General features: G+C 59.5%; 11 protein-coding genes. 7 read left to right on the forward strand and 4 right to left on the reverse strand.

What is annotated here, in order from left to right:
- The first annotated feature begins 151 nt into the window (after positions 1 to 151).
- The 5 genes from ccmI to J7447_RS03720 all read left to right on the forward strand — a co-directional run bounded on the left by ccmI (position 152) and on the right by J7447_RS03720 (position 5,697).
- On the forward strand, positions 152 to 1,285 hold the full coding sequence (gene ccmI, locus J7447_RS03700) for a c-type cytochrome biogenesis protein CcmI (RefSeq protein ID WP_209168768.1): 1,134 nt from the start codon (positions 152 to 154) through the stop codon (positions 1,283 to 1,285).
- Positions 1,286 to 1,347: 62 nt separating this feature from the next.
- Positions 1,348 to 1,797, forward strand: a complete 450-nt coding sequence (ccmE, locus tag J7447_RS03705) for a cytochrome c maturation protein CcmE (protein ID WP_055658701.1) — start codon at positions 1,348 to 1,350, stop codon at positions 1,795 to 1,797.
- A gap of 34 nt (positions 1,798 to 1,831) precedes the next feature.
- Complete coding sequence (locus tag J7447_RS03710; protein ID WP_209168769.1) at positions 1,832 to 3,817, forward strand: heme lyase CcmF/NrfE family subunit; 1,986 nt, start codon at positions 1,832 to 1,834, stop codon at positions 3,815 to 3,817.
- 4 nt (positions 3,818 to 3,821) lie between these two features.
- Positions 3,822 to 4,307 (forward strand): cytochrome c-type biogenesis protein, encoded by a 486-nt coding sequence (locus tag J7447_RS03715; RefSeq protein WP_077290392.1) that lies wholly within the window; start codon positions 3,822 to 3,824, stop codon positions 4,305 to 4,307.
- A gap of 139 nt (positions 4,308 to 4,446) precedes the next feature.
- Positions 4,447 to 5,697 carry a bifunctional alpha/beta hydrolase/OsmC family protein gene (locus J7447_RS03720; protein ID WP_209168770.1) on the forward strand — a complete coding sequence of 417 codons (1,251 nt, stop codon included), beginning with the start codon at positions 4,447 to 4,449 and terminating at the stop codon, positions 5,695 to 5,697.
- Positions 5,698 to 5,722: 25 nt separating this feature from the next.
- Here the strand turns inward: J7447_RS03720 and J7447_RS03725 are convergent, their stop codons facing one another.
- The 4 genes from J7447_RS03725 to J7447_RS03740 all read right to left on the reverse strand — a co-directional run bounded on the left by J7447_RS03725 (position 5,723) and on the right by J7447_RS03740 (position 9,965).
- Positions 5,723 to 6,802 (reverse strand): DUF2336 domain-containing protein, encoded by a 1,080-nt coding sequence (locus J7447_RS03725; RefSeq protein ID WP_022997826.1) that lies wholly within the window; start codon positions 6,800 to 6,802, stop codon positions 5,723 to 5,725.
- A 230-nt stretch (positions 6,803 to 7,032) separates the two neighbouring features.
- Complete coding sequence (locus J7447_RS03730) at positions 7,033 to 7,695, reverse strand: 5-formyltetrahydrofolate cyclo-ligase (RefSeq protein ID WP_209168771.1); 663 nt, start codon at positions 7,693 to 7,695, stop codon at positions 7,033 to 7,035.
- A 39-nt stretch (positions 7,696 to 7,734) separates the two neighbouring features.
- Positions 7,735 to 8,844 (reverse strand): HPP family protein, encoded by a 1,110-nt coding sequence (locus J7447_RS03735; protein ID WP_209168772.1) that lies wholly within the window; start codon positions 8,842 to 8,844, stop codon positions 7,735 to 7,737.
- A 122-nt stretch (positions 8,845 to 8,966) separates the two neighbouring features.
- Entirely contained in the window at positions 8,967 to 9,965 is a 999-nt protein-coding gene (locus tag J7447_RS03740; RefSeq protein WP_209168773.1) for a DUF2336 domain-containing protein, read from the reverse strand.
- A gap of 111 nt (positions 9,966 to 10,076) precedes the next feature.
- Here J7447_RS03740 and J7447_RS03745 point away from each other — a divergent pair, with 111 nt between their 5' ends.
- Positions 10,077 to 10,745, forward strand: coding sequence for a glutathione S-transferase (locus J7447_RS03745; protein ID WP_209168774.1), 669 nt, complete (start codon positions 10,077 to 10,079; stop codon positions 10,743 to 10,745).
- 316 nt (positions 10,746 to 11,061) lie between these two features.
- Positions 11,062 to 12,597: a Do family serine endopeptidase gene (locus tag J7447_RS03750; protein WP_022997820.1), complete on the forward strand. Its 1,536-nt coding sequence runs from the start codon at positions 11,062 to 11,064 to the stop codon at positions 12,595 to 12,597.
- Positions 12,598 to 12,765 lie beyond the last annotated feature (168 nt).

Here is a 12,765-nt window from a genome sequence, read left to right on the forward strand (position 1 = left end):
CGCTAGGCCTTCGAAGTCGGCGGAGTGCAAAGCCGATTGCCGCAATGGTTTTGAAGGTCTGGCCTCATTCACCGATTTGTTTGCGCCGCGACCGCCGGTCACATCCCAGCCACCTTGCTTTTGTCCGCATTGAATTGTCTATAGTGCGGCCATGGTGTTCTGGATCCTGATTGCCCTGTTGACCGGGGTTGCGACATTGTCGGTACTTATTCCCCTATCGCGCACACGGCGCCATCAGGAGGATGCACCGGCGCGTGCGGACGAAGCGGTTTATCGCGAGCAGCTTGCGGCGATCGAGACGGAACTCGAACGTGGCCTGATAGACGCCGAAGCAGCCGAGGCAGCGCGAACGGAAATCGCGCGCCGTCTACTTGCAGCCCACGACAGGGGCGACAGCAAAATACAGGACGGCACCAAGGGGGGAAGCTTCAAGCTTGCGCAGGGGCTGGCCCTGCTGGCGGTGCCAGCCTCAGCTTTCGGACTTTATCTTGTCCTTGGCTCTCCCGATCTTCCCGACCAGCCGTTGCTCAGCCGTCTGAGCGCACCGGCGGAAGAACAATCCGTCGATCTGCTTGTTGCCCGTGTTGAACGGCATCTGGCGGAAAATCCGGAAGATGGACAAGGCTGGGCAGTCATTGCTCCGGTCTACCTGTCGCTCGGTCAGCCTCAGGCTTCTGCGAAAGCCTATTCCAATGCAATCCGCATTCTCGGGCCGAACCAGGCCTGGCTCACCGATATGGGCGAAGCCCTGACGATTGCAAACCAGGGTCTGGTTACAGCTGATGCCCGCGCCGCTTTCGAGCAGGCCGTGTCGCTGGAACCCGCAGCCGTAAAGCCACGATTCTTTCTCGCACTGGCGCTTGGCCAGGAAGGCCGCAAGGAAGACGCGATTGCCGCTTGGCAGGCTCTCCTTCAGGGTGCTGATGAGACCGCAGCCTGGGTTGGGGCCGCACGTCAGGAAATGGCCCGGCTGACAGGCGGCGCACCGGTCGGCAACAGTTTGCCGGGACCGTCCCAGGAAGAGGTTGCTGCCGCCAGCGAAATGGCCGCTGATGACCGTCAGGCCATGATCGCCGGCATGGTCGCCGGCCTTGCCGAGCGTCTGTCCACGGAAGGCGGATCGGTGGAGGAGTGGAACCGGCTGATCCGTGCCTATATGGTTCTGGGTAAGAAACAGGATGCGGAAAAGGCTCTTGAGGAGGCGCTGTCGGCATATGCGGACAAGCCGGAGGACTTGTCCATGATCAAGGACGCTGCCAGCCAGCTTGGTCTAACTGACGGTTGAGCGGCAGACCTGCCGCAGGCGGCGCAGTTGCGCCGGGGAATTGAAAATCGGACGCTTCGCTGATGACACGCAAACAAAGACGATTGACCCTTATCGGTTCGGCTGGCGCGGTTCTGGCCATTGCCCTGACGCTGATTCTGATCGCGCTGAGAAGCGAGATCGTGTTTTTCCAGAGCCCGACCGAAATCACCCAGAACGGCGTTGCGCCCGGGCAGCGGATCCGGCTCGGTGGCCTGGTCGAGGAAGGCTCGGTCGTGCGCTCCGACAATGCCGAAGTCAGCTTCCGTGTAACCGACACGGCCAATACGGTTGCCGTCACCTACAAGGGCATCCTGCCGGATCTGTTCCGGGAAGGGCAGGGCGTGGTGACCGAGGGGGTCGTCGGTTCGGACGGAGTTTTCGTTGCGGACAGTGTGCTGGCCAAGCACGATGAGAACTACATTCCCAAGGAAGTGGCCGAAGCGCTGAAGGCGCAGGGACACTGGCAAGGTGAAGAGGGCAACGCGAACTGATTGTTCGCAGTGCCGGTGAGGAAGAGGAACGGACATGATTGTCGAATTCGGACACTACGCACTTGTGCTGGCCTTCGCGCTGACACTTGTCCAATCCGTTCTGCCGATCTGGGGGGCGCTCCAGAAGGATGAACGCCTGATGGCGGTGGCGCCGCCGGTTTCGGTGATGCTCTTTCTCCTGGTCCTTCTGTCCTTTGTGGTGCTGACGGGCGCTTATCTCAATTCCGATTTCTCGGTGCTGAACGTTGTCGAGAACAGCCATTCGGCAAAACCCCTGCTCTACAAGTTCACCGGCGTATGGGGAAACCATGAAGGCTCGATGCTTCTGTGGGTGCTGATCCTGGTTTTCTTCGGTGCTCTAGTTGGCGTCTTCGGGGGCAACCTGCCGGCCGACCTGAGAGCGGTGACATTGTCCGTCCAGGGCTGGGTTACCGCGGGTTTTGTCCTGTTCCTGCTGGCAACGTCCAACCCTTTTACCCGGATTGCAAATCCTCCGCTGGAAGGGTCTGACCTGAACCCGATCCTGCAGGACATCGGCCTCGCCATTCACCCGCCTCTGCTTTACGTCGGGTATGTCGGCTTCTCCATCACCTTCTCCTTTGCGGTGGCTGCACTTATCCTCGGCCGTATCGATGCGGCCTGGGCACGATGGGTGCGGCCCTGGACATTGCTTGCCTGGTGCTTTCTCACGCTCGGCATCGCGATGGGCTCCTACTGGGCATACTACGAACTTGGCTGGGGTGGCTGGTGGTTCTGGGATCCGGTCGAAAATGCCAGCTTCATGCCCTGGCTTGCGGGCACGGCTCTGCTGCACTCGGCAATCGTCATGGAAAAGCGCGAGGCGCTGAAGGTCTGGACGGTACTGCTGGCGATCTTCACCTTTTCCCTGTCGCTTCTCGGCACCTTCCTGGTGCGTTCAGGCGTCCTGACTTCGGTTCATGCCTTTGCCACCGACCCGGCCCGCGGCGTCTTCATTCTCGGCCTTCTGTGCATCTTCATCGGCGGATCGCTCAGCCTTTACGCCTGGCGTGCACCGATGTTGAAGCAGGGAGGGCTGTTCGCCCCCATCAGCCGGGAAGGCGGTCTGGTGCTGAACAACCTGTTCCTGACCGCTGCCTGCGCAGCCGTCTTTGTCGGCACGCTCTATCCGCTGGTGCTTGATGCCGTCACTGGCGAGAAGATTTCAGTCGGTGCACCGTTCTTCAACCTGACGTTCGGTCCCCTGATGGTGCCGCTGCTCCTGGCAGTGCCTTTTGGTCCGATCCTGTCCTGGAAACGGGCTGATCTTGGCGCGGCCTGCCAGCGGCTTTATGCGGCTTTCGGTCTCGCCCTGTTGCTGACGCTGGTCACTTACTGGGCCTGGGGCATGGACAAGGTGTTGGCGCCGCTTGGTGTTGGGCTGGCGGTCTGGGTCATGGCGGGTGCAATTTCCGAAATCGTGACCCGTGTCAAATTCTTCGAAATAGGTTTCAAGCGCGGGTTTGCCCGTCTTGTTGGCCTGCCGGGATCTGCCTGGGGAACGGCCACTGCCCATTTCGGCATCGGCCTTACTGTCCTCGGCATTGTCACGGCTTCCGCATTTCAGGAAGAACGTGTCCTCACAATGCGTCCGGGCGATGTTGTCGAACTTGCCGGATACCAGATGACCTTCGAAGGCGCCGCACCGCGCCGCGGTCCGAACTACACTGAAGAAGTCGGTCACTTCTCCATCCGTCAGGGCGGAGCCCTGGTGGCCGAGCTTGACCCCTCCAAGCGCATTTACACGGCGCGCCAGATGCCAACAACGGAAGCCGGTATCTATACGACAGGGTTTTCGCAGGTCTATCTCTCGCTCGGTGAAGGGCGCGGCGATGGCGCTGTCGACGTGCGGGTCTATTTCAAGCCGCTGATCACCCTGATCTGGATTGGCTGTGTGATCATGTCCCTCGGTGCGGTGTTCTCCATTGCCGACAGGCGGCTGCGCGTGGGGGCTCCGAAACCGGCCCGCAAACGTCAGCAAAGTGTGGCAGCGGCGGAGTGACCGGATGATACAGCGTCTATTCCTTGCCCTGCTGCTCTGTGTGAGCCTGCTTGCCGCACCGGCTCTTGCCGTTGCGCCCGACGAAGTTCTGGACGATCCGGTACTGGAAGGCCGTGCCCGGGCACTGTCAGCAGGACTGCGCTGCATGGTCTGTCAGAACCAGTCCATCGATGACAGCGACGCGCCGCTGGCCAAGGATCTGCGCGTCCTGGTACGCGAGCGACTGGTCGCCGGCGACAGTGACGAGCAGGTGATCGATTACCTTGTGTCCCGCTATGGCGAATTCGTGCTGCTGAAGCCCCGCTTCGCCTGGCACACAATCGTTCTGTGGGCCGCGGGCCCCGTTGCCCTCATTGCGGGGCTGATTGCCATTGTTGCAGCCCTGCGCAAGCGTGCTCGCAATCGCGCTGCTGCCAACGATGTCTCCGCTCCCAAGCTGACCGCGGAAGAGGAGCGTAGGCTGCAGGCGCTGCTGGACAAGGCCGACTGACACTTCCGGCCGTTCGTGTTCGGCCTCACCAGCTGCATACCGTTCAAGATCTGCGGTCACTGTGTTCACACCAATGCGTGACTTGCATGACGGGCAGGTGTGCTTACCTGTGGCCGAGTGAACGCATGGAGGCAGAAGAATGGGACAGCATCCGCTGAAACTGGAATTTGACGGCGCGCACGACGCAAGTCTGGCGGCCCGTCTGGATCTGCCGTCTGGCAAGATCAGGGCTTTCGCCCTGTTCGCGCACTGCTTTACCTGCTCCAAGGATATCGCTGCCGCCCGCCACGTTGCCAGTGCGCTCTCACAAGAGGGGATTGCCGTGCTCCGGTTCGATTTCACCGGCCTCGGCGGCAGCGGCGGCGATTTCGCCTCAACCGGATTTTCCTCCAACGTCGAAGACCTGAAGCGGGCTGCAGATTATCTGCGCCGCAACTATCAGGCTCCACAGCTCCTGATCGGCCATTCGCTCGGCGGGGCCGCGGTTCTGTCCGTCGCTGCCGACATTCCCGAAGTGCGGGCCGTCGTGACGATCGGCGCCCCCTCCGACGCGGATCATGTGATCCGGAGCTTCAAGGGGGTGGAAGAGACGATCCGCGAGCAGGGCGAAGGAGAGGTTTCTCTCGAAGGGCGCAACTTTACCATTCGCAAGGAGTTCCTGGACGATCTGGAAGCCCAGTCGGTTCGTGACAAGGTCGCTGGTCTCGGCAAGGCGCTTCTCGTGATGCATGCCCCACTCGACGAGGTTGTCGGTATCGACAACGCTACCAGCATTTTCGTTGCCGCAAAGCATCCCAAGAGCTTCGTGTCGCTCGATACGGCCGACCATCTTCTTTCAAAGAGCCAGGACGCGGCCTATGCGGCACGTGTGATTGCCGGTTGGGTCGGGCGTTATCTCGATCCGGTAGCGGAACAGGCCGGCGACGAAGCAAAGGATGGTGTTGAAGTGGTGGAGACCGGCCAGGGCAAGTTTCAGGTCATGGTCACGAGCGGCGTACACCGGATGATTGCCGACGAACCCAAGGATGTCGGTGGGTTCGACAGCGGCCCGTCGCCCTATGGATATCTGTCCGCCGCACTCGGGGCCTGCACGGTTATGACGTTGCGCATGTATGCTGAACGCAAGGGGCTGGATATCGAACGGATCGGCACTCGTGTTCTGCACGGCAAGGTGCACGCGGCCGATTGTGAAGAGTGTTCGGAAAGCGTGAAGTCGCGGAACGGCAAGATCGACCGGTTCGAGCGCTTGATCACGCTGGAAGGCAACCTTGACGAAGCAACGCGAACCCGGCTTCTGGAGATCGCCGACAAATGTCCTGTTCATCGCACCCTGGAAGCGGGCGCTGCGGTGGTGACTCGGGAAGTGTCGCCCGACAAAGCAGAGGCGTGATCTGACTGGAAGCGGGGAGGCGGCCTCAGGCCGCTTGGCCTTCCAGGGTCTGCAGACGGATCTTCATGAAGGACAGCAGACGGCGCGCGTCACGGTCTGACAGCGACTGGTAGTCGTTCGCCCAGTTTTCCGCGGTCGACTGCGGCTGCTTGTTGTGCATCGCCCGGGCCTTGCACAGCGCATTGTAGTCCGCGTTTTCCACTCCCATGGCACGGCAAAGAACCGCCACACCGGTGGAATCGTAACGCACCATGACATTGGTGACGTATTTCTGCTCCAGCCCGGCCATTTCCGCCAGCAGGAAGCAGATGTCGAACAGGTTGTTGGACAGCGACAGCTGCGTGATCGCTTTGCTGAGCGAACGTTGCCCGGCCCGAATTTCCTTCAAGGTGACCTTCGCATTGATACGGGTCGCCTTGCGTTCCAGCTTCGAACTGGCAACAACCTTGCTTGCCTTGTGGAAGAGATCCTGGATCAGGGTTTCGTTTTCCTTGCGCAGCTGGCGGATCTTCGCCTGCTGAGCCTCAGGCATCTGGTTGATCAGTTTGTCGTAGTCCGACTCGGTAATGTCCGCGCGCTCCATCATGGCGTCGCGGATTTTCTCGTCCTTTTCCGCCAGCTTGATCAGCAGGCGAGAGCCCCATTCGGAAAACTCCGCGCCGGAGTTGGCCGCAACAGATTGCTTGACCGGGTTCTCGCCGCGTTCCAGCAGGACATCGGTGACATTGGCCTCAAGATGCTGGCGTTTCGAGATCGCCAGCAGGTGCCCCTGACCCATGGTCTTGGCCAGCCGCAGGATATCCTCGGTCTTCAGAGCGTTTGAGGACGTCAGCATCGGCCTGGCGATGTCGATCTCTTCTCGGGCAAGCTCATAGGCGACCTTGTTGGACGTGTCGTCTATCGGCGCCAGCTGTTCGGATATCGCTTTCTTCTGTTCAGGCTCCATGGTGGGAAGCATGCTTTCCAGCACCGTGTTGAACAGGGCGATTTCTTCTGTCTGGTAGCTGTTCGCGCCACGCACAAAAAGCTCGGTAACGTGTTCCACCAGTTGGTGGCGTTTTTCCGGGGTGCTTTCCTGAGCGAGATTGAGAAGGTCGTTGAGCATCTTTTAGCTGTCCGTTTTTCTTGCAACAGGACTACCGCAGAGACAGTTTACAACTGTCTAAAGCGCAGGATAAAAAAAGGATAAATCTATCGCGCCATCCGTATTAATTACAGGGTAAGGCTGACATTTTGCGCGCTTATGTGTGCCTCAAGCGTGTTTACTTTATTTGATAAAGTCTCTGGGAGACCCTGCACGGATTTGCATTAGGTAACTACTGGTTGAAGCAAGTGTCATTTTCCCGGTTCAACTTCCAAAGGCCCGGTGTCCAGAACGACCTTGTCCATTGGCACATCCCAGGGCATTGGAAAGATGGAGTTGAGACTGCAGAACGCGAACCCGATCCCGATGGTCAGCGGTTTGGCCGGCAGCGATGCCAGCGTGCGGTCGTAGTAGCCGCCACCATTGCCGAGGCGATAAAAGTGGGCGTCGACACCAACCAGGGGGGCGATCACGACCTCGGGCACCTGCGATGGGCCTTCTTCGGGAACGGGAATGTTCCAGAGGCCTCGCACCATCTTGCAGCCTGGCTGCCACGGGCGAAAGACCAGCGGTGTCTGCTTTTCGAGAACGACGGGTAGAAGAACTGTCCTGCCCGAGTTGCAAAGCTCCTGCATCAGGGGGCGAAGGTCCGGTTCTCCACGGATTGGCCAGTAGAGCGAGATCCTCTGATAGTCGACTGCTTCAAGGACGGGGCGAAGCTGATCGATCAGCGCAGCGGTCTTTACCGCCCGCTCCGTGCAGGTCAGTCCCTTCCGCTTTTCATAGAGACGGCTGCGCTCAGATTTGCGGAACCGGCTGACATCGCGAAAGGTTTCCTGATCTACGACAAATCCGCCCACCAGCATGTCGGCGTAGCAGACAGGGTCTCCCGGCAGCTCGTCATCTTGGCTCATTCAGGAAAATTCCCTTCGCGTCCCTGTGCTTTTACCGCGTCAGGCGGCCTTTCTGTCCGTTGCGGGCCAGACCAGGGCCTCAAGCAGGAGTGAACGGGTCAGAAAACCTTCGAACACTCCCTCCTGGCATACCGGAACATGATCCAGATTATCGCGAACCATCACATGCAGGGCATCACCAAGCGGCAGAGTGCCGTCGAAAGACGTCACCGGAGCATGCAGGAGGTCGCGAGCGAGGGGAGGGGCGAAGTTCGATCCGTCACCGAAGCCTTTGCTCAGGACGCGTAGCAGGTCGCGCTGGTTGATGAGACCGGCAAGATGGCCGTCAGCATTCACGACTGCGACTTTGGATGTTTCGGACTGCTGCAGTTTGCTGAGGATTTCCTGTAGAGACGCGTCTGGAGCAACATGAAGGTGTTCCAGGGCGATCGCATCTGCACAGGCTACCCCTTCGAAGGGAGGCTGTATCAACTCTGCCTCGACAGCGGCCACAAGCCGGGCAAGATCGACAGCACCGAGGTTGGTCGACTGGTGAAATTTCGACAGCAGATCCGACAGATTTTCCTCGGTCAGGCCAAGCCGTCGCATTGGTGGCGGCCCGCTTTGCGAAAGGCTTGTCCGGAACGGATATTTTCGACCGGAGAAACGATGAAACACCAGGCCGGACGCCACCAGTACACTGGTCATCACGGCTGTATTAAAGACGATCATCAGCGCGCCTGTTTCTGTCAGAAGCTCAGGCGACAAGCCAATCAGCAAGGCGACAGCTCCGCCAGGCGGATGCAGAGCCCGGCCGAGCATCATTGCGGCAAACGCAAGCGCGACAGCCAGAACCGGCGCGGTTTCCAACGGCAGCAAGGCAAGCGCCACCACACCACACACCGCCGACAAGGTGTTTCCCAGAATTGCGGACCAAGGCTGTGCAAGCGGGCTGTTTGGTACGGCAAACACCAGTACGGCAGACGCACCAAGAGGCGCCATCAGAAACAGCGGCAGGCCGCCATATGCATGCATCAACCACACCATCAGGGCGCATGCGCCGATACCGACAGCGCCGCCCGCCATGGCCAGAAACGCTTCGGTTGGTTGCGGCCAAGGCAACGCCGGGGCGAACGCGGTTCTGAAGGTCGGTTTGGGATCGATGTGCATGAAGTCGCCTGAAAAATATGCAATTGCACAAGTTCTAGGCGAAAAATCTGGAATTGACTTGGATTTTGAAACTCAATTTTCGCCCTGTCGCGAAACGGATTTTCGCACTTGGGTCGGGGCGATCAGGCAGCCTTCTCGTGTTTGGCTGCTTTCAGCCTGATTTTCATGAGCGCCAGAAGTCGGCGGGCATCGGTGTCATCGAGCATGTGGTAGTTCGTCAGCCACTTGCTGCCGGTGCTTTCGGGAAACTTCAGATGCTTGCATCGTTCCTTGCAAACGGCCTGGAATTCCATCGCGCCGATACCGGTGGCCCGGCAGACGGTGGCGATGCCGGTGGAATCGAACCGGACCATGAGATTGTGGACATATTTCATGTCGAGGCCGGAGAAGAACGAGAGCAAGGCGACTGCATCGAGAAGATTGTGTTCCTGGGCCAGCTGGTAGACCGCCTTGTTCAGGGTCGTCTTGCCGAGACGGATGCCCATCAGCCACGCCTTCGGGCTGATCTTGGATTGCTTTTTCAACAGTTCCGCGCCGGCAGCGACTTCACCGTCGTCACGAAACAGATCTTCCAGCAGCTCCTCGTTCGACTTGCGCAAGTGCCTGATGCGATCACCAAGCTGCTTGGGCATGTCCTTCACCAGGCTTTCGAACACCGGCATGGTGATCTCGGCGCCGAGGTTGGCGGCCAGCGTGTGTTTGACATCCCTGCTGCCGCGCTTGATCAGAATATTGCTGATATCGTTGCTGACGTGGTCGCGCTTGGCGAGAGCCAGAAGATAACCCTGGTCCTTGGTTTCCGCGATCTTGCGCAGATCTTCTTCGCGAAGCGACTTGGAGCGTTCCAGCACTGCCTGGGCCACAGGCAGGTCGTCGCCGGCCATTGCCGCGGCAAGCTTGGAGGACATTGACGGCACATCTGCAAGACGTTCGGACATCTTGCGCTTGGCGTCGTGAGCAAGGGAATCGTAGACGCCCTCGAGCATGTTGTTCAGAAGATGCGTCTCTTCGGAGCCGGGGTCGTCTGCGCGGGCAACAAGCAGGCCTGTCACGTGCTCGGCAAGCTCGTGTTTTTTCTCTGAAGAACTGTCCCTGGCAAGCTTAAGAAGCGAGTCGCTCATGTCCGTACCCTATCGGCATAAGTTTCGCCAAATTTCCTTTATAACCTGTGAAAACCACCAAGTGCTTTGTTGCAATAAGGTGATTTCGGCACTGTTGACCTGCAGGCACCGATGGGTCATTCCACGCGCATGAACGCAACCTTGATGCCGATCCTCTATTCTTTCCGCCGCTGCCCCTATGCCATCAGGGCAAGGCTCTCGATTGCCACAAGTGGCGAGCAGGTCGAATTGCGGGAAATCGTCCTGAGGGACAAGGCACCCGAATTTCTGGAAACTTCTCCCTCGGCAACGGTACCCTGCCTGAAAACCGGTGAAACGGTGATCGATGAAAGCCTCGACATCATGCTCTGGGCGCTTGACCGGTCCGACCCGGAAAACTGGCTGGAGCCGGAAAAAGGCGATCTCGATGCCATGCTGGAATTGATCGGCGTTTGCGACGGCCCGTTCAAAAGCCATCTGGATCGCTACAAGTACGATACGAGATATCCGGACACTGACAGGGAAACAGAGCAAGCCGGTGCTGCGGAGTTCCTATGGCATCTGGACAGCCGTCTCGCCGCTACGCCCTGGCTTTTCGGCGGCAAGGCCTCGCTGGCCGACTTTGCGATCCTGCCGTTCGTTCGTCAGTTCGCCAACTCGGACCGCAGCTGGTTCGACAGCCAGGAGTGGACGTCGCTGAAAGCCTGGCTGGAAGCCTTCGAAGTGTCGCCCCGGTTCCAATCCGTGATGCCGAAATGGAACCGATGGCAGCCGGGTGATACACCGGTCGTCTTCCCCTGACAGGCGAATCGAACCCCTCATAACGCGAAGCAGAAAACACTCTGCCTGGGTCGCTGGCCGGCTGTTTCCTGCTTCCTGCACTCGGTTTTCAGTTCTGTGCATGTTCGGGACGGAAAAAACCGTAGCCACTTGTGCCCCGGTCGTGGCGGTTTTCCTCACGTTTTCTGTCATTTCTTCCAACCTTACAAAACCGTAATGCCGCCGACAGGCGCCTGTAAGACTGGTTCACCTACTTTCACTTTCGAACCTGGAGCGCTTTCCCCGCAAGCAGTCCAGGAAATGGTTTTCAAACCTTATCTCGAAAGAGGAAGACAACATGCAAAACAGTCGCTCAGTTTCTCCCCTGCGCTCCCGTCGCGCCAAACTGCTGGCAGGCGTCGTCGCGCTCGGCGCAGCCGGACTTCTGACGGCACAGACCATTGTTCCGAGCCAGTTGGCTCTGGCTGATGCTGTCCGTGTCGATACCGCGGCTCCGCTGGACTTCTCCCACGTCGTCACTGCCGTCAGCCCGGCGGTTGTCAGCGTTCAGGTCAAGCAGGCCGCAGAACCGCGCATGATGAACTTCGGTGGTGGCAACGACAATTTCGAAGACTTCTTCAAGGGCCTGCCTGATGGCCATCCGTTCCAGCGCTTCTTCCGCGAGTTCGGCGGCAAGGGTGGCGGTGACCAGCAACAAAATCAGCGTCGTGCCCCGCGCCAGTATGGCATTTCCCAGGGCTCCGGCTTCTTCATCTCTGATGACGGTTACCTCGTCACCAACCATCACGTGATCGAAAACGGGACCGAGTTCACCGTGATCGACCGCGACGGCAAGGAATATGATGCCAAGCTCATCGGCGCCGACAAACGGACGGATCTGGCCCTTCTGAAAGTCGAAAGCGACGAAACGTTCACCTATGTAGATTTCGCAAAGGAAGCACCGCAGGTCGGCGAATGGACTGTCGCTATCGGTAACCCGTTCGGTCTCGGCGGCTCCGTCACGGCTGGTATCGTCTCGGCACGTGGCCGCGACATCGGCGCCGGCCCTTATGACGACTTCATCCAGATCGATGCCCCGGTCAACCGCGGCAACTCCGGTGGTCCGGCCTTCAACATGCATGGCGAAGTCATCGGTGTGAATGCGGCGATCTTCTCGCCGTCCGGTGGCAACGTCGGTATCGCCTTCGCAATTCCGGCTTCGACCGCGCAGGATGTCATCATGGAGCTGAAGGACGACGGCACCGTCGTTCGCGGCTGGTTGGGCGTTCAGATTCAGAACGTCACGGATGACATCGCGGAGAGCCTTGGCCTCGAAGAGGCCCGCGGCGCCATCGTCGCGGAAGCGCAGGAAAACAGCCCGGCACAGAAGGCTGGCCTGCGCTCGGGCGACACCATCCTTGCCGTTGACGGTACTGAAGTGAAGGGCCCGCGCGAGCTGTCCAAGATCATTGCGGCATACGAGCCCGACAGCCAGGTGGACATCACGGTCTGGCGCGACGGCCAGAAAGAGGACGTTACCGTGACACTGGGCCGCCTGCAGGATCAGGAACAGGTTGCAGCCGTTCAGCCGGAGGCCGGTGAAAGCAAGACCAGCCTGGATGATCTCGGCCTGGTCCTGACGACGAAAGCCGAAGCTGGCCTGGAAGGTGACGGCGTGGTTATTGCCGAAATCGACCCGGAAAGCCCGGCAGCCGAAAAGCGCCTCAACACCGGTGACGTGATCCTGGAAGTGGCCGGCATGAAGGTCAACAGCCCGTCCGATGTGCTGAAGGCGCTGGACAAGGCGGAAAAGGATGGCCGCAAGGCAGTTCTCTTCCGGGTTGAAAGCAACAACACGACACGGTTCGTGGCCCTGCCCATGAACCTCGCCTGATCAGGGGCCGGTTCTGCCCCGAACCGGACCTGTGAGGCAAGACCGGCCTGCCCTCTGCCCCCAAACCCCGACGGGCCGGTCATTGCCAAGGGTTTATCTGCTAAACCCTGACTGACTGGCGGCGGCGACTCTCACATCCATCGCCGCCGTCAGCCATTTTCTTTAGGG

It is taken from the genome of Labrenzia sp. R5_0 (genome assembly GCF_017743835.1).
In the GTDB taxonomy this organism is placed as follows: domain Bacteria; phylum Pseudomonadota; class Alphaproteobacteria; order Rhizobiales; family Stappiaceae; genus Roseibium; species Roseibium algicola.

Coding starts and splice junctions, on each gene's coding strand:
- ccmI (WP_209168768.1), top strand. CDS start 152: ATGGTGTTCTGGATCCTGATTGCCCTGTTGACCGGGGTTGCGACATTG.
- ccmE (WP_055658701.1), top strand. CDS start 1,348: ATGACACGCAAACAAAGACGATTGACCCTTATCGGTTCGGCTGGCGCG.
- J7447_RS03710 (WP_209168769.1), top strand. CDS start 1,832: ATGATTGTCGAATTCGGACACTACGCACTTGTGCTGGCCTTCGCGCTG.
- J7447_RS03715 (WP_077290392.1), top strand. CDS start 3,822: ATGATACAGCGTCTATTCCTTGCCCTGCTGCTCTGTGTGAGCCTGCTT.
- J7447_RS03720 (WP_209168770.1), top strand. CDS start 4,447: ATGGGACAGCATCCGCTGAAACTGGAATTTGACGGCGCGCACGACGCA.
- J7447_RS03725 (WP_022997826.1), bottom strand. CDS start 6,802: ATGCTCAACGACCTTCTCAATCTCGCTCAGGAAAGCACCCCGGAAAAA.
- J7447_RS03730 (WP_209168771.1), bottom strand. CDS start 7,695: ATGAGCCAAGATGACGAGCTGCCGGGAGACCCTGTCTGCTACGCCGAC.
- J7447_RS03735 (WP_209168772.1), bottom strand. CDS start 8,844: ATGCACATCGATCCCAAACCGACCTTCAGAACCGCGTTCGCCCCGGCG.
- J7447_RS03740 (WP_209168773.1), bottom strand. CDS start 9,965: ATGAGCGACTCGCTTCTTAAGCTTGCCAGGGACAGTTCTTCAGAGAAA.
- J7447_RS03745 (WP_209168774.1), top strand. CDS start 10,077: ATGGGTCATTCCACGCGCATGAACGCAACCTTGATGCCGATCCTCTAT.
- J7447_RS03750 (WP_022997820.1), top strand. CDS start 11,062: ATGCAAAACAGTCGCTCAGTTTCTCCCCTGCGCTCCCGTCGCGCCAAA.